This is a genomic window from Micromonospora sp. NPDC049580 (genome assembly GCF_040675595.1).
Taxonomy (GTDB): domain Bacteria; phylum Actinomycetota; class Actinomycetes; order Mycobacteriales; family Micromonosporaceae; genus Micromonospora.
This window is the reverse complement of record NZ_JBFAPG010000106.1, coordinates 1-15,150: the sequence shown is the minus strand read 5'-3', so window position 1 is coordinate 15,150 and position 15,150 is coordinate 1. Positions and strand designations below refer to the sequence as shown.

The following is a 15,150-nucleotide window of genomic DNA, read 5'->3' as shown; positions in this document are numbered from 1 at the left end:
TGTCGCTGGGCACCCTGGCCGCGGCGGCGGCGCTGCTCGGGTAGGTCCGCCGGCTGACTCGTTCAGCAATCCTGGTGAGTCACGCCGACCATGGCACTGGCGGACACGTCTGTACCCACGTCCCGCAGCTGGAGGAGATCTCCCGGCGGCGAAGGGAGGCCCCCGGATCAACTGACGATGAGCTGCCTCGACCTACGTGCCGGATGGCTCGGTAACACCCGCGCTCCGTCTGACGAAGAAGGGGTGTAGCGGCTACGAGAGAGGGCGGCCTGTGAATGAGCCTGGCGGAGCGGAGGGTGACATCTCCGGCATCGGGGCCGATCCGGTGGCCTTCGCGGCCTTCTACCGGCGGCACCTGGAGGCGGTGGGTCGGTTCGTGGCGCGGCGGGTCGACGACCCACACCTCGCTGCCGACCTGACCGCCGACGTGTTCCTGGCGGTGATCGAATCGGCGGCCGGCTACCGGCCGGACCGGGGCAGCCAGATCGGCTGGCTGTTCGGGGTGGCCCGCAACGTCATCGGCGACGAGCGACGTCGGGCGGCCCAACGGCTGCGGGTGACGGGCCGACTGGCGGGACGACGGGACCTGGGCCCCGATGACATCGCCCGCATCGAGGAGCGGATCGACGCCGAGTCGGCGGCCCGCCGCACCTATCGAGCATTGAGCGAGCTACCCGAGGGCACCCGCACGCTTGTCGAACTCGTCGCCGTGGACGGCCTCACCGTCGCCGAGGCGGCGACCGTGCTCGGGATGTCGCCGGTCGCCGCTCGGGTCCGCCTGCATCGTGCCCGTCGCGTCGTCCGCGCCGTGCTCGCCCACCCGGCCGCCACCCTCGCCTGAGATGAGACGGAGCTGACGATGAACACGACTGAATGGTCGCCGCAGGGTTTCGAGGAGCAGCTTCTCAGGGACCTGAGCGCACACGTTGCCCAACGGGCCGAGCTGGCGTCGGCGGGCCGTCCGGCCGGGCGCCGTACCCCGTTCCTGCGCGGTTGGCGTCTCGCCGGAGCGGTCGGGATGGCGGTGACGCTGACCGCCGGTGCGCTGGCGGTCCAGACCATGAAGATGGGCGATCAGTCGCCGCCCACGGCCACCGCGTCGGAGGTCTTCCACCTGGCGGCCGACGTCGCCCGGCAGCAGCCGGAGCTCACCGCCCGCCCCGACCAGTACGTCTTCACGGAGTCCCTGGCGACGATACGGGAGCTGCCGAACAGCGGTCCGTACCGGACGATTCGGAACCAACTGTGGCAGTCGGCCGGTGGCGTCGCCCACACGCAGGCACGCTATCGACCGGAGACCGATCCGAACGGGTGGAGCCAACTGAAGGTGCTCCGCATCGATGATCCCGCCGATCCCGACAAGGAGCTCGATGCGTTCCAGCCGCCCGCGTACCACGGCGACCTACCCACCGATCTGGACGAGCTGCTGCGCTACCTTCGGGCGCACCCGGTCGACCTGCATCTACCCGAAGGCGCCGATGAGGAGGCCGTCTACGGGGACGAGAGCATGGCGTACACCACCGCGTGGTCGATGCTCGACGGATACGTGCCACCCCGAGCGCTCGCGGCGCTGTTCGAACTGCTGGCACGGCAACCCGGAGCGGTCGTCATCTCGGGTGACGTGGTGGACGCCGCCGGCCGCCATGGGGTGGCGATTCGGATGCCCGGGGTGATCGGTGGAAACCTGGACCTCATCTTCGATCGGGACTCCCACGTCTACCTCGGCACCCGCAACTCCGTGGTGCGTGACGGCAAGGAATCCCTGTACAACGCTGTCGCGCTACTGCGCATCGCCATCGTCGACCGACCGGGCCAGCTGCCCTGAGCGGTGCCGGGCTCGAGAAGGCCGGTGGGTCAGCGCACAGGCACGGGGGCTGACCCACCGAGGAATGGGCTGCGACGATGAGGGCATGACAACCGCAGAGGCGTACGTCGAGTTCGCGCGCCGCGAGGCGCACGGGGTCTCACCGACGTACGAGCGACTGTCCGACGCCGTCGCCCACGACGACGACCTGCTCGCTCTCCTCGACGCGCTTCCGCCAGCCAAGCGACAGCCCAACCTGCTGTTCGGCGTGGTCCGCTGGCTCGGTGGCCCGGTCGACGACCCGGGCGCGTTCCACGACTACACGCTCACCCACTGGCCGGCGATCGAGGCGCAGATGCGTGCGCGCGCCACCCAGACGAACGAGGCCGGCCGATGCGCGGTCCTGCTGCCGGTGCTCGCCGCGCTGCCGCAGCCCCTGGCCCTGCTGGAGGTCGGCGCTTCCGCCGGGCTCTGCCTCTACCCCGACCGGTACGCCTACCGGTACGGGGAGCACCGGATCGGGTCCGGCGAGCCGGTCCTGGAGTGCGCGGCCAGCGGGTTGGTGCCGCCTGAGCGCGTACCCCAGGTGGTGTGGCGGGCCGGCCTGGACCTGAACCCGCTCGACGTGACCGACGCGGACGCGGTGTCGTGGTTGGACGCCCTGATCTGGCCGGAGCACGCGCACCGGCGGGCCCGCCTGCGCGCCGCCGCGGCGGTCGCTGCGGCCGATCCGCCACTGCTGATCCGCGGCGACCTGGTGGAAGACCTGCCGGCGCTGGCCACGCGGGCGCCGGCCGGCGCGACGCTTGTCATCTTCCACACCTCGGTGCTCTACCAGGTGCCCGTCGCTCGTCGGGAGGCGTTCGTCCGGCTGGTGCGTGAGCTGCCGGGGCACTGGATCGCCAACGAGGCCCCGGAGGTGCTGCCCTACGACGGGCTGCCCGACTCGCCGGACGCGGCGCTGCACAACGTCCTCACGCTGGACGGCAAGCCGCTGGCCTGGGCCCGGGGGCACGGCCAGGCGCTGACCTGGTTCGCCTGACGTTCCGACGCCGACCCGGCCGGTTCAGCGGTTTGGCGCTGGCGTCCGGGCGCGCAGGGCACGGATGAACCAGTCAACGGCCGGAGCGACCGCACCCCCGCCCGACCAGCCGTTGATCACCGACAGCAGGTCGAGGTAACGGTCCCGGTGAGGGTCATTGGCCAGCACCAGGCGGTCGAGCAACCGCTGGCGCAGGTCGGCGTCGTCGGGGAGGCCGTGCAGGCGGGCGTACCGGTCGGTGACCGCCGCGACCACCGGCCCGGCCTCGGGTCCGGCCGGATCGAGACCGGCGGCCAGGGCGTTGGCCACCCCGTCCCGGACCATGGCGACGGCGTCCGGGCGGGGCAGCCCGGGCACGTCGTTGTCGGCGGCGTGCTGGCGAGCGAGCCGCCGCATGCTCGCCCGGAAGGCAGGGTCCCGGCACAGGTCGGCCAACTCCACCCACGCCTGCACCTGCTCGGCGGTGGGGTCGTCGGGCAGGTCCGGCGTCATCGAGACGAGCACGCCCGGGTACGTCGGCGGGTCGCCGGTGAAGACGCTGTCCAGGAAGTCGTCCACCAGTTGCCCCCGTTCGTGGGCGGTGAGCTGGGCCAACCGGTGCAGGTCGTCCACCTCGGACGGGCCCGCCTCCCGCCTCGCCGCGACGGTCAGCACGGCCTGGCGCAGCCGCAGCACCCGGATCTGCACCGCCAGCGCCTCGGCGTGCGCGGCGGCCACCTCGTGCAGGGGCACCTCGCGGTCCACCACCCGACGGATGGAGGCCAGTTCGACGCCCAGGTCGCGCAGCGTCCGGACCAGTTCCAGTCGCGCGACGGCCTCCGGGCCGTACTGGCGGTAGCCGGCCGGGCTCCGGTCGGTCGGCGGCACGATCCCGCTGTCGGCGTAGTACCGGATGGTCTTGACGCTCAGCCCGGTGCGTCGGGCCAGGTCGCCGATCGTGTACCGCTCGTCACCGCTCATGCCCCCACCCTCGCGTCTCCCCCCGGTGGAGACTCAAGCCACCGCATCAGCGCAGGAACGCCGAGACGGTGGCGGTGAACCGGTCGGCGTCGTCCAGCCACGGGTAGTGCCCCGCGCCGGGCTGTACGACCAGCTCGGCGCCGGGCATCAGCTCCGCGAGCTGGGCAACCAGGCCCGGCGGGGCACCGAGATCCAGCTCACCGGCGAGCAGCAGCACCGGGCGTGGGTGGGCGGCGAGCGCGGCGCGGGTGGCCGGCGGGTCGAAAGCGCCGTCGGCGCCGAACATCCGGGCGGCCTCCTGGTTGCGCTGGGCGGCCTCGACCGCCTGGTGCGCGCGGGCCGCCGTGTCCCACCGGCCGTAGAAGAACGGCGCGATCGCCTGCCAGGCGTCGCCGGTGGCCCGTCCGGTCACCATGGACTCCAGCGCCGAGGCGGCCTCCGGGTACCACCGCTCACCGGCGCGGGCCCGGGTGACCTCCTGGCGCAGGGGTGCGGTCGCCTCCAGCCCCACGGCCCGGGTGCTCGGCGTGATCAGCGCGAGCCGGCCCACGCGGTCGGGGTGTCGGGCCGCGTACTGCAGCGCCACGTTCGCGCCGGCGGAGTGCCCGAGCAGGTCCAGCCGGGCGAGCCCCAGGTGCACGCGTAGCGCCTCGACGTCGGCGACCAGGCGGTCGCACCGGTACGAGGAGGCGTCCGACGGCACCGCCGACCGGCCGGTGCCGCGCAGGTCCAGCCGAACCAGGCTCCGATGCGAGGACAGGCCGCCCAGGTCACCGAGGTACGCCGAGTCGCGCATCGGCCCGCCCGGCAGGCAGATCAGCGGGTCGCCCCCGCCGAGACTCCGATACGCGAGCGTGGTGCCGTCCCAGGCGGCGAAGGTGGGCATGCCCCACCCTCTCAGACGCCGACGTCCGGCGGCGTGTCCCGCATCCGGCGCAGCGGCGAGCAGACCACGAACAGGCACGCCGCCCAGGTGCCCAGCACGCAGACCCAGAGCGCGCCGCGCAGCCCCAGCGTGGTGCCGAGCGCGCCGCCGGTCAGCGCGCCCAGCGGGATCACCCCGAAGCAGATCCAGAGGAACGCGGCGTTGACCCGGCCGAGGATCGCCGGCGGGGTGATCCGCTGCCGGTACGACATCGATGCCACGTTGAACAGCACCGCGTTGGCCGAGAACGCGGCCAGTCCGACACCGTAGAGCAGCAGTCCCCAGCCGGGTCGGGCCAACGGCATCAGCAGATAGAACGGGCCCGGCGCGGTCATCGCCACCCAGATCACCCGGGCCGAGCCGAGCCAGGCCGACAGCCGGGCGGCCAGCACCCCCACCACCAGCCCGCCGACGGCGCTGACCGAGAAGACCAGACCCACCTGCACCGGCGCGGCGTGCAGCTCCCGCACCAGGAAGGTCACCTCGATCGAGGCGGACGCCATCACCCAGAAGTTCGACCACGTCGTACAGGCCAGGATGCTGACCAGGATCGGCTGCCGCCGGATGAAGCCGAGCCCGTCGGTCAACTCCACCCGCAGGGGTACGCGGGGAGCCGGCTCGCGGCGTACCGGTGGCTGCCGGATCAGGATCAGCGTCAGCGCGCTGACCAGGAAGGCGAACCCGTTGGCCAGGAAGGTGCGGGCGGCGCCGACCAGCCCGATCAACGCGCCGCTGACCGTCGGGCCGACCAGTTCGGCGGCGTCCTGGCTGATGGTCAGCTTGGCGTTGCCGTCCACCAGCAGGTCCGCCGGCACCAGCCGGGGCAGCAGAGTCTTGTACGCCACGGTGAACAGCACGGTGAGCACGCCACCGAGCCCGACCACCGCGTACAGGAAGGGCAGGGTGAGGTGGCCGACCAGCGCGGCCACCGGCAGGGACAGCAGGAGCGCGGCCCGACCCAGGTCGCACGCGATCATCAGCCGCCGCTGGTCGAGCCGGCCGGCGACGATGCCCGCCGGCAGCGAGAACAGCAGGTACGGCAGCCAGGCCAGGACGGTCAGCAGGGAGACCTGGAACACGCTGGCGTGCAGGGTGTCGGCGGCGAGCAGCGGCACTGCGACATTGGCGATCCGCGTGCCCAGCTCGCTGACCGTCTGACCGCCCCAGAGCAGCAGGAAGTTCCGGCTGCGCCACAGCGACGGGGTCGCCCCCGCCTCGACCGCCTCGACAGCCGGGGACCGCTGCACCTGCTGACTCACCGTCGCCGCTGCCTGTCCGTGCGGGTAGGCGCCGCCGGCCGGCGGCCCGCGGACTCTACCGAGGCGCCACCCCACCCGGCACCGCAATTCCGCCCGCCCGGCACGGCTGGGCCACCGCCGACGGGTCCTCCCTAGACTGCTGCGGGTGAGCGGAGAGCGACGACCCCTGGCGGATCGACCGCTCGCCGAGCCGCACCCGTCCCGGCTGCCGTCCGAGCACCCCGAGCGGGCCCGGATCCTCGCCGCGCACGCCGCTGCGCTGGCCGCCGGCGAAGCCGGTTACCCCGACCCGGCGACGGGGCTCTTCGTGCTCAGCGCCGGCTTCCTCGCCCGCCGCGGCACGTGCTGCGGCCGGGGCTGCCGGCACTGCCCGTACGTGGACGATCCACCGTCGGAATAGGCGTGCACGAGGACTTCCGCCCGACCCGCACACCCCGTACGGTGTCCGACGGACATCCGGCGGGGCCCTTCCGCCGTCGATCGGCGAGAGGGTGGAGCGTGCGCGGGCGGATCGTGGTCGCCGGGCTGGCGGGCCTGCTGCTGAGCGGCTGTGCCGCCGAGGCCGAGCCGGTGGCGGTGCCGCCGCAGGCGCCGGTCGCCCTGGACGTGTCGGCGGCCTCCTCAGGGGGTGCCTGCCGGCTGTTGGACTTCGCGGTGATCGAGCAGCTCGTCAAGGTGCGCTTCGACGTGGCGGCGGCCAGCGAGCGGGGTGACACGCACACGTGCGTGGTCCGGGCCGAGCGCGCGGCGCTGCCGGAGCTGATGCTCAGTGTGTCCGAGACCACCATCGACAAGACGACCTTCGGCGCGGACGTGATGCCCGACAAGGCGGCGAAGGTGACCGGGCTGGGTCAGCAGGCGTACCGGCGTACCACCGCCGCGACCGGCGGGCACGGCCCGGTCGCCGAGGTCGGCTGGCTGGGCACCGACGGGCGCCTGGCCACGCTGACCTGGACGGGCGCCCGTGCCGCCGACCGCGCGGCCGCCGACAAGCTGGCCGGAGACCTGGTCGGGCTGGCCAAGAAGGTGGACACCCGGGCGCTGTGACGCCCGGGTGGGCGGCCGGTCAGTTGGCGGCGACGAAGACCCGGGAGGCGACCTCGCGAGGCAGCCGCACCCGGTCGCCGGAGCGGTCGATCGACACCCCGTCGCGTTCCTGGGCCACCGTCACCGTGGCGCCCGGGTCCACCCCGGCGGCGTGCAGCTGGCGCAGCACGTCGGCGTCCTTCTGCACGCTCTCGCAGATCCGCCGCACCACGACCGGCCCGGAGAGGCCGGGGAAGGCCAGGTTGCGCTCGCCCTCGGCGGCCTCGGTGGTCTCCGCCTCGGCCGAGCCCAGCTCCTGAAGGCCCGGGATCGGGTTGCCGTACGGGGAGCGGGTCGGCCGGTTGAGCAGGTCGTACACCCGCTTCTCCACCGCGTCGCTCATCACGTGCTCCCAACGGCAGGCCTCCTCGTGGGCCTCCTCGTAGGGCATCCCGATGACGTTGACCAGCAGCAGCTCGGCGAGGCGGTGCTTGCGCATCACGGAGACGGCGCTGCCCCGACCGAGCGCGGTGAGCGTCAGGTGCCGGTCGCCCTCGACGGTGAGGAGGCCGTCGCGCTCCATCCGGGCGACGGTCTGGCTCACGGTGGGGCCGCTCTGCTGCAGCCGTTCGGCAATCCGGGCGCGCAGGGGCGGCACCCCCTCCTCCTCCAACTCGAGGATGGTGCGCAGGTACATCTCGGTCGTGTCGACCAGGTCGTGAGACTTCATAACGTCAGCGGCCCTCCGGTGCACGATGCTACCCCGCTGCGTGGCCGGCGACCGCCGCCGAACCGCGTGGTGCCGACCCGGATGGTGTTGGATGGTCGCCATGTCCGGTACCGAGGAGTTGCTTGTCGAGGTCGATCAGCTCGCCGTCGAACTCGACCACGCCGACCCGCCCACCCTCCTCGACGTCCGCTGGCGGCTCACCGGCCCGCCCGGCCACGACGACTACCTGGCCGGTCACCTGCCCGGCGCGGTCTTCGTCGACCTGGACACCGCGCTGTGTGGGCCGCCCGGGGTCGGCGGCCGGCACCCGCTGCCCGATCCGGGCGCGCTACAGGCCGCGCTGCGGGCCGCCGGCGTCCGCGCCGGTCACCCCGTGGTGGTGTACGACGGCGGTGACGGCCTGGCCGCCGCGCGCGCCTGGTGGACGTTGCGCTGGGCCGGGCACCGGCCGGTGCGCCTGCTGCACGGTGGCTTCCCGGCCTGGGTCGCCGCCGGACGACGGGTCTCCACCACCGCGCCCGCCCCGGCCGGCGGCGACGTCGAGGTGCGCCCCGGTGATCTTCCGGTGCTGGATGCCGGGCAGGCCGCCGCGCTGGCTGCCGCCGACGACGCCGTGCTGCTCGACGTGCGCGCGGCGCCCCGCTACGCCGGCGAGGTCGAGCCGATCGACCCGGTCGCCGGTCACGTGCCCGGCGCGGCCAACCTGCCCGCCGGCGAGTATGTGGGCGCAGACGGCCGCTTCCCGGCCGCCGACGTGCTGCGCGAGCGGTTCGCCGCGGTCGGCGCGACCGGGGCGCGGGCGGTCGGGGCGTACTGCGGCTCCGGGGTGACCGCCGCGCAGGCGGTCCTCGCGCTGCACCTGGCCGGCCGCACGGACGCCGCGCTCTACGTGGGTTCGTGGAGCAACTGGGTCGCCGACCCCGCCCGGCCGGTCGCCTCCGGGCCGACACCCGGCCGCTGACCAGCGCGTGCGGTGGGCCGACGACGGTCCCCGTGCGACGATGAGCTCATGTCCGACGACACGGTAGTGGTGTGGGACCCCTCGCTGCTCGCCTACGACATGGGTGACCATCCGCTCGACCCGGTCCGGGTGGAGCTGACCGTCGCGCTCGCCCGGGAGCTGGGCATCCTGGATCGTCCCGGGGTGCGCGTGGTCAAGCCGGAGCCCGCCGACGACTCCCTGCTCACCCGCGTGCACCACCCGGCCTACCTGGCCGCGGTGCGGGCCGCGCCGCGTGACCCGCTGTTCGCCGGGTACGGGCTGGGCACCTCCGACAATCCGGTCTTCGAGGGGATGCACGAGTCCAGCGCGTTGATCGCCGGCGCGACCGTGGCCGCGGCCGAGGCGGTCTGGCGCGGTGACGCCCGCCGGGCCGTGAACGTGGCCGGTGGGCTGCACCACGCGATGCCCGCCCGCGCGTCCGGCTTCTGCGTCTACAACGACCCGGCGGTGGCCATCGCCCGCCTGCTGGATCTGGGCGCCGAGCGCATCGCGTACGTCGACGTGGACGTGCACCACGGCGACGGGGTGCAGCAGATCTTCTGGGACGACCCCCGGGTGCTCACGGTCAGCCTGCACGAGACGCCGCTCGCGCTCTTTCCGGGCACCGGCTTCCCGGACGAGACCGGCGGGCCGGGCGCGCAGGGCAGCGCGGTGAACATGCCGCTGCCGCCCGGCGTCGACGACACCGGCTGGCAGCGGGCGTTCCACGCGATCGTGCCGTCGGTGCTGCGCGCGTTCCGGCCGCAGGTGCTGGTGAGCCAGTGCGGCGCGGACGGGCACCGACTGGATCCGCTGGCCGACCTGAACCTGACGGTGGACGGGCAGCGCGCGACCTACCTGGCGTTGCGGGCGCTCGCCGACGAGCTGTGCGAGGGCCGCTGGGTGGCCACCGGCGGCGGCGGGTACGCGCTGGTCGAGGTCGTGCCCCGAGCCTGGAGCCACCTGTTGGCCGTGGCGACCGGTGACCCGATCGACCCGGCGACGCTCACCCCGCCGGGCTGGCGTGAGCTGGCCGCGGCCCGTCGGCCGGGCCGGGAGATTCCGCTGCGGATGACCGACGACGCGGACCCGTCGTACGAGCCGTGGCAGCCGACGGGCGAGCCGAACGCGGTGGACCGGGCGATCGCGGCGACTCGCAAGACCGTCTTCCCGCTGCTCGGGCTCGACCCGTACGACCCGCGGGACTGAGCCGGGCCGTTTCCTGTGACGACCGTGGACCAGCCGGTGGACGTGCTGCTCAGCGACGGCAGCACCGTCCAGTTGCGACCGATCAGGCCGGACGACGCGCCGGCGATCGTGGCGATGCACAGCCGGTTCTCCGAGCGCACCCGCTACCTGCGCTACTTCTCGCCGTACCCGCGCATCCCGGAACGGGATCTGATCCGGTTCGTCACGGTCGACCACCACGACCGGGAGGCGTTCGTGGTGCTGGCCGGGGACCGGCTCGTCGCCGTCGGCCGGTACGAGCGGCTCGGCCCGCAGGCGCCGGAGGCGGAGGTCGCCTTCGTGGTCGAGGACGCCTTCCAGGGCCGGGGCATCGGCCCGGTGCTGATGGAGCACCTGGCCGACGCCGCGCGGCGCAACGGCATCCTGAGCTTCGTCGCCGAGGTGCTGCCGGCCAACGGGACGATGCTGCGGGTCTTCTCCGACTTCGGCTACCAGGTGCAGCGCGCGTACGCCGACGGGGTGGTGCACCTGAGCTTCCCGATCGCCCCGACGGAGGCGACCCTGGAGGTGCAGCGCGGCCGGGAGCACCGCACCGAGGCCCGCTCGATCGCCCGGCTGCTCGCCCCGCGAGGCATCGCCGTCTACGGCGCGAGCGCCACCGGCCAGGGCGTCGGCGCGGCCGTGCTCGGGCACCTGCGCGACGGCGGGTTCACCGGCGCGGTGGTGCCGGTGCACCCGAGCGCGTCGACGGTGGCGGGGCTGCCCGCGTACCCCTCGGCGGTCGACGCCGGGGTCGCGGTGGACCTGGCGGTGGTGGCGGTCCCGCCGGAGGCGGCGACCGCGGTGGTCGCGGACGCGGCCGCCGCCGGGGTGCACGGCCTGGTCGTGATCTCGGCCGGCTTCGCCGAGGCCGGCCCGGAGGGCGCGGCCAGGCAACGTGCGCTGGTCCGCGCGGCGCACGCCGCCGGGATGCGCGTGGTGGGCCCGAACTGCCTGGGCGTGGCCAACACCGACCCGGCGGTACGCCTCAACGCCACCCTCGCCCCGGCGCTGCCGCCGGCCGGTCGGGTCGGCATCTTCAGCCAGTCCGGCGCGTTCGGGGTGGCGCTGCTCGCCGAGGCGGACCGGCGTGGCCTCGGGCTGTCCAGCTTCGTGTCGGCCGGCAACCGGGCCGACGTGTCGGGCAACGACCTGCTGCAGTACTGGCAGGACGACCCGGGCACCGACGTGATCATGTTGTATCTGGAGACGTTCGGCAATCCGCGCAAGTTCGCCCGGCTGGCCCGGCGGATCGGCCGGGCGAAACCGGTCGTGGCGCTTGCCTCGCCGGCCCGCCCGGCCGGTGTGGGCGATACCGCCGGCCCGGACGAGGTTGCGGTGGCCGCGCTGTTCGCCCAGTCCGGGGTGATCCGGGTGGACACCGTGCCGGAGCTGCTCGACGTGGGGGTGTTGCTGGCCAACCAGCCGCTGCCGGCCGGCGGCCGGGTCGGCGTGGTCGGCAACTCGTCGGCGCTGACCGGCCTGGCCGCCACGGCCTGTGTCGGGCAGGGCCTGACCGTCGCCGAGGGTTACCCGCGCGACGTCGCGCCGAGCGCCGGCGCCGACGAGTTCGCCGCCGCCCTCGCCGAGACGGCCGCCGACGACCGGGTGGACGCGCTCGTCGTGGTCTTCGCCCCGCCCCTGCCCGGCCAACGCACCGAGGTGGACGCCGATGTCACCGCCGCGCTGCCGGCCGCCCTCGCCCTGGGCAAGCCGACCGTGGCGACGTTCCTGGTCGGTCGATTGCCGGCCGGGGTGCCGGCGTACGCCGGCGTGGAGGAGGCCGTCCGGGCGCTCGCCCGGGTACACCGGTACGCCGAATGGCTGCGCCGCCCACCCGGGGTCGCGCCCGAGCTGCCCGGGATCGACCGGGACGCCGCGGCGGCCGCGCTGCGCGCCGACGGCACCGACGCGGAGGCGCTGCTGGCCGCGTACGGCATCGAGACCGTCGCGTCGGTGCCCGTGGACTCGGTCGACGCGGCGGTCGACGCGGCGGCGCGGGTGGGTTACCCGGTGGCGCTCAAGGCCGCGGCCGCGGGGCTGCGACACCGGCTCGACCTGGGCGCGGTCCGCCTCGATCTGCCCGACGAGGCGAGCGTCCGCCGCGCGTACGCCGACATGGCCGCCGGCTTCGGCGCGGACGTGCTGGTGCAGCCGATGGTCCCGCCCGGTGTGGCCTGCGTGGTGGAGCTGGTGGAAGATCCGGCGTTCGGGCCGGTGGTCGGCTTCGGCCTCGGCGGGGTCGCCACCGAGCTGCTGGGCGATCGGGCCTGGCGGGCGGTGCCGCTGACCCACACCGACGCCGCCGAGCTGGTCGACGAACCCCGGGCGGCACCGCTGTTGCGGGGGCACCGGGGCGCCGCGCCGGTGGACCGGGCGGCGCTGGCCGATCTGCTGCTGCGGGTCGGTCAGCTGGCCGACGAGCAGCCCCGCGTGCGCTCGGTGACCCTCAACCCGGTGCTCGCCCGCCCGGACGGCATCTCGGTCCTGCACGCCCAGGTGCGGGTGGGCGGGGTGGCCGCCCGCCCGGACACCGGCCCCCGGCGCCTCTGACCGCGGCCGCTCAGGCGCGGCTGGAGATCTGCTGGACGCCCCAGGTGTTGCCGTCCGGGTCGGCGAAGAAGATGAAGCCGACGTTGTCCAGCGGGTCCGGCACCGGGCTCGGGTTCTGGCCCACCACCTGGATGTCGCTGACCTCCACGCCACGGGCGACCAGCTCCGCGTGGGCCCGCTTCAGGTCGGGCACCACCAGTTGCAGGCCCTTGAGCGAACCCGGCGGCATCTCCGGGACGACGCCCTTGCCGATCACGATCGAGCAGCCCGAGCCGGGCGGGGTCAACTGCACGATGCGGGCGTCGTCGCTGATCACCGTGTCGTGGTCGACGGCGAAGCCGAGCTGGTCGGCGTAGAACGTCTTCGCCCGGTCCAGATCGGAGACCGGCACGATCACCACTTCCAACGTCCAGTTCATGGCACTCTCCTCGCTCGTCGCGGAGCCGGTCGGCGCCACAGTCAAGCACCCCGACAGCAGGAAAGGTCCCGGCGAACCGCCGGGACCTTCCCTGCTCATCCGGTGCGTCAGCAGGCGTACGCCTCCAGGCGCTGCGCCCGCTCCGGAGCGCGCAGCTTCAGCAACGTCACCTTCTCGATCTGCCGGATGCGCTCGCGGGACAGGCCGAACTCGCGGCCGACCTCGTCCAGGGTGCGCTGCCGGCCGTCGTCCAGCCCGAACCGGAGCCGGATGACCGCCTGCTCCCGCTGCGACAGCGTGGCCAGCACGATGCTCACCTCGTTGCGCAGTTCGCCCTGCGCGGCACCCTCGCCCGGGTCGGTGCGCGGGTCCACCGAGGCCACGAAGTCACCGAGCGCGCTCTCGCCGTCGTCGCCGACGGCCTGGTCCAGGCTGACCGGCTCGCGGTCGTACGAGATCAGCTCGATGACCTGGAACTCGGGGATGTCCAGGGCCCGGGCGACCTCGGCGACTCCTGGCTCGCGACCCAGCGTCACCGCCAGTTCCCGGCGGGCCCGGACCATCCGGTTGACCTGCTCGACCATGTGCACGGGAATGCGGATGGTGCGGGCCTGGTCGGCCATGGCACGGGTGATCGCCTGCCGGATCCACCAGGTGGCGTACGTGGAGAACTTGTAACCCTTGGCGTAGTCGAACTTCTCCACCGCCCGGATGAGGCCGAGGTTGCCCTCCTGGATCAGGTCGAGGAAGGCCATCCCGCGTCCGGTGTAGCGCTTGGCGATGCTGACCACCAGCCGCAGGTTCGCCTCCAGCAGGTGGTCCTTGGCGGCGCGGCCCTCGGCGACGATCAGCTCCAGGTCGGCCCGCAGCTCCTCGGAGACCGGGGTGCAGGTGGCGAGCTTCTCGTCGGCGAACAGGCCGGCCTCGATCCGCCGGGCCAGGTCGACCTCCTGCGCCGCGGTCAGCAGCTTCGTCCGGCCGATCCCGTTCAGGTACGCCCGGACCAGGTCGGTGGAGATGCCGCGCTCGTCGGTGGCGTCCAGGTCGGTGAGGGCCTCGGCGGCCCCGTTGGTCTCGGTGCTGGTGGCCGGGCGCGTCCGGTGTTCCGTCATCTGCAGGACCATCTCTGTCTCTCCCCGTGTCCACGTCTGTGCCGTGTCTCCGGCCCAGTGGTGCCGGTGTGACACACAGCTTGGCGGGCAGAGCGTGAAACGGGAGTGAGGCGATCGGGCACCCGACAGGAATCCGGCCGGATCGTTGCCGCGGTGTGTCATCCCGGCGGTTGCGTGCCCGGCCCGGCTACGTTGCGGACGGTCGGCCGCCCCGGGTCGGCGTGGTCCGACGATGGAGGACGGTGTGGTCTTCAAGCGGCTCATGAAGGCGATGGGGGTCGGCGGCCCCTCGGTCGAGACGGTGCTCGCCAACCCGAACTGCCGCCCCGGCGGGCAGTTGGAGGGCCACGTCCAGGTGCTCGGCGGCGACCATCAGGTCGACATCGACGACGTCACGCTCGGCCTGGTCACCCGGGTCGAGGTGGAGAGCGGCGGCAACGACTACGACACCACCCAGGAGTTCCACCGCCAGCGGGTCACCGGTGCGTTCCGGCTGGAGCCGGGGCAGCGCCACGATCTCCCGTTCCGCTTCGACGTGCCCTGGGAGACACCCGTCACCGAGCTGTACGGGCAGCACCTGCACGGCATGACGATGGGGCTGCGGACCGAGCTGGAGGTCGCCCGCGCCGTCGACACGGGTGACCTGGACGCCGTGTCGGTGCACCCGCTGCCCGCCCAGGAGCGGCTGCTGGAGGCGCTGCTGCGGCTGGGCTTCCGGTTCGCGCGCGCCGATGTGGAGCGTGGACACCTCTACGGCGTACGGCAGACGTTGCCCTTCTACCAGGAGATCGAGTTCAGCCCGGCACCGCAGTACGCCCGCTCGATCAACCAGTTGGAGGTCACCTTCATCGCCGACGCGCGACAGATGCAGGTGGTGCTGGAGGTCGACAAACGCGGCGGCGTCTTCACCGAGGGGCGGGACGCCTTCGGCCGGTTCACGGTCGAGCACGCCACCGCCGACAACACCGACTGGACCGCCGAACTGGACACCTGGCTCCGCCAGTCCCTGTCCCGCCGAGGCCTCTTCTCCTGACCCCCGGCTGCCCCGGTGATCAAGAGCTTTGCGTCACCTTGGGGCCGGATTCTGACGCAAACCTCTTGATCACCGGGAA

Annotated in this window: 15 protein-coding genes; 9 read left to right on the top strand and 6 right to left on the bottom strand. The window is 73.7% G+C overall.

Features of this window, described 5'->3' with window-relative positions; translation table 11 throughout:
• The first annotated feature begins 271 nt into the window (after positions 1 to 271).
• The 3 genes from AB0J68_RS12095 to AB0J68_RS12085 all read left to right on the top strand — a co-directional run bounded on the left by AB0J68_RS12095 (position 272) and on the right by AB0J68_RS12085 (position 2,846).
• Positions 272 to 841: a sigma-70 family RNA polymerase sigma factor gene (locus tag AB0J68_RS12095; protein WP_354861215.1), complete on the top strand. Its 570-nt coding sequence runs from the start codon at positions 272 to 274 to the stop codon at positions 839 to 841.
• 18 nt (positions 842 to 859) lie between these two features.
• Complete coding sequence (locus AB0J68_RS12090) at positions 860 to 1,825, top strand: CU044_5270 family protein (RefSeq protein WP_363938136.1); 966 nt, start codon at positions 860 to 862, stop codon at positions 1,823 to 1,825.
• 85 nt (positions 1,826 to 1,910) lie between these two features.
• Entirely contained in the window at positions 1,911 to 2,846 is a 936-nt protein-coding gene (locus AB0J68_RS12085; protein WP_363938134.1) for a DUF2332 domain-containing protein, read from the top strand.
• A 24-nt stretch (positions 2,847 to 2,870) separates the two neighbouring features.
• Here AB0J68_RS12085 and AB0J68_RS12080 read toward each other — a convergent pair whose 3' ends face one another.
• From AB0J68_RS12080 to AB0J68_RS12070, 3 genes are read right to left on the bottom strand one after another with little or no spacing between them, the layout of a single operon-like run.
• The gene (locus tag AB0J68_RS12080) at positions 2,871 to 3,806 is read right to left on the bottom strand and encodes a MerR family transcriptional regulator (protein WP_363938132.1); all 936 of its coding nucleotides are present in this window, start codon (positions 3,804 to 3,806) and stop codon (positions 2,871 to 2,873) included.
• Positions 3,807 to 3,852: 46 nt separating this feature from the next.
• Positions 3,853 to 4,692: an alpha/beta hydrolase gene (locus AB0J68_RS12075; protein WP_363938130.1), complete on the bottom strand. Its 840-nt coding sequence runs from the start codon at positions 4,690 to 4,692 to the stop codon at positions 3,853 to 3,855.
• A gap of 11 nt (positions 4,693 to 4,703) precedes the next feature.
• Entirely contained in the window at positions 4,704 to 5,990 is a 1,287-nt protein-coding gene (locus tag AB0J68_RS12070) for an MFS transporter (RefSeq protein ID WP_363938128.1), read from the bottom strand.
• Between the two features lie 145 nt (positions 5,991 to 6,135).
• Here AB0J68_RS12070 and AB0J68_RS12065 point away from each other — a divergent pair, with 145 nt between their 5' ends.
• Together AB0J68_RS12065 and AB0J68_RS12060 are read left to right on the top strand one after the other, a co-directional pair.
• Positions 6,136 to 6,390, top strand: coding sequence for a DUF5522 domain-containing protein (locus AB0J68_RS12065; protein WP_354861203.1), 255 nt, complete (start codon positions 6,136 to 6,138; stop codon positions 6,388 to 6,390).
• Positions 6,391 to 6,488: 98 nt separating this feature from the next.
• A complete protein-coding gene (locus tag AB0J68_RS12060) occupies positions 6,489 to 7,037 on the top strand; it encodes a hypothetical protein (protein WP_354861202.1) in 549 nt (182 codons plus the stop codon).
• A gap of 19 nt (positions 7,038 to 7,056) precedes the next feature.
• Here the strand turns inward: AB0J68_RS12060 and AB0J68_RS12055 are convergent, their stop codons facing one another.
• Positions 7,057 to 7,746, bottom strand: coding sequence for a metal-dependent transcriptional regulator (locus AB0J68_RS12055; RefSeq protein ID WP_358146919.1), 690 nt, complete (start codon positions 7,744 to 7,746; stop codon positions 7,057 to 7,059).
• A gap of 100 nt (positions 7,747 to 7,846) precedes the next feature.
• On the opposite strand from AB0J68_RS12055, the gene AB0J68_RS12050 reads away from it, so the two are divergent.
• The 3 genes from AB0J68_RS12050 to AB0J68_RS12040 are packed head-to-tail and all read left to right on the top strand — an operon-like array spanning position 7,847 to position 12,508.
• Positions 7,847 to 8,707, top strand: coding sequence for a sulfurtransferase (locus AB0J68_RS12050; protein ID WP_363938125.1), 861 nt, complete (start codon positions 7,847 to 7,849; stop codon positions 8,705 to 8,707).
• Positions 8,708 to 8,755: 48 nt separating this feature from the next.
• Positions 8,756 to 9,937 (top strand): acetoin utilization protein AcuC, encoded by a 1,182-nt coding sequence (locus AB0J68_RS12045; RefSeq protein WP_363938123.1) that lies wholly within the window; start codon positions 8,756 to 8,758, stop codon positions 9,935 to 9,937.
• Positions 9,938 to 9,952: 15 nt separating this feature from the next.
• The gene (locus AB0J68_RS12040) at positions 9,953 to 12,508 is read left to right on the top strand and encodes a GNAT family N-acetyltransferase (RefSeq protein ID WP_363938122.1); all 2,556 of its coding nucleotides are present in this window, start codon (positions 9,953 to 9,955) and stop codon (positions 12,506 to 12,508) included.
• Between the two features lie 10 nt (positions 12,509 to 12,518).
• Here AB0J68_RS12040 and AB0J68_RS12035 read toward each other — a convergent pair whose 3' ends face one another.
• Complete coding sequence (locus AB0J68_RS12035) at positions 12,519 to 12,926, bottom strand: VOC family protein (protein ID WP_354861194.1); 408 nt, start codon at positions 12,924 to 12,926, stop codon at positions 12,519 to 12,521.
• 107 nt (positions 12,927 to 13,033) lie between these two features.
• A complete protein-coding gene (gene sigB / locus AB0J68_RS12030; protein WP_355063988.1) occupies positions 13,034 to 14,050 on the bottom strand; it encodes an RNA polymerase sigma factor SigB in 1,017 nt (338 codons plus the stop codon).
• A gap of 232 nt (positions 14,051 to 14,282) precedes the next feature.
• On the opposite strand from sigB, the gene AB0J68_RS12025 reads away from it, so the two are divergent.
• Positions 14,283 to 15,071: a sporulation protein gene (locus tag AB0J68_RS12025; RefSeq protein WP_355064060.1), complete on the top strand. Its 789-nt coding sequence runs from the start codon at positions 14,283 to 14,285 to the stop codon at positions 15,069 to 15,071.
• The last annotated feature ends 79 nt before the right edge of the window (positions 15,072 to 15,150 follow it).

What these genes read in the sequence shown, in the direction of transcription:
- AB0J68_RS12090 (WP_363938136.1), top strand. Translation starts at nt 860, where the DNA reads ATGAACACGACTGAATGGTCGCCGCAGGGTTTCGAGGAGCAGCTTCTC.
- AB0J68_RS12085 (WP_363938134.1), top strand. Translation starts at nt 1,911, where the DNA reads ATGACAACCGCAGAGGCGTACGTCGAGTTCGCGCGCCGCGAGGCGCAC.
- AB0J68_RS12080 (WP_363938132.1), bottom strand. Translation starts at nt 3,806, where the DNA reads ATGAGCGGTGACGAGCGGTACACGATCGGCGACCTGGCCCGACGCACC.
- AB0J68_RS12075 (WP_363938130.1), bottom strand. Translation starts at nt 4,692, where the DNA reads ATGCCCACCTTCGCCGCCTGGGACGGCACCACGCTCGCGTATCGGAGT.
- AB0J68_RS12055 (WP_358146919.1), bottom strand. Translation starts at nt 7,746, where the DNA reads ATGAAGTCTCACGACCTGGTCGACACGACCGAGATGTACCTGCGCACC.
- AB0J68_RS12050 (WP_363938125.1), top strand. Translation starts at nt 7,847, where the DNA reads ATGTCCGGTACCGAGGAGTTGCTTGTCGAGGTCGATCAGCTCGCCGTC.
- AB0J68_RS12045 (WP_363938123.1), top strand. Translation starts at nt 8,756, where the DNA reads ATGTCCGACGACACGGTAGTGGTGTGGGACCCCTCGCTGCTCGCCTAC.
- AB0J68_RS12035 (WP_354861194.1), bottom strand. Translation starts at nt 12,926, where the DNA reads ATGAACTGGACGTTGGAAGTGGTGATCGTGCCGGTCTCCGATCTGGAC.
- sigB (WP_355063988.1), bottom strand. Translation starts at nt 14,050, where the DNA reads ATGGTCCTGCAGATGACGGAACACCGGACGCGCCCGGCCACCAGCACC.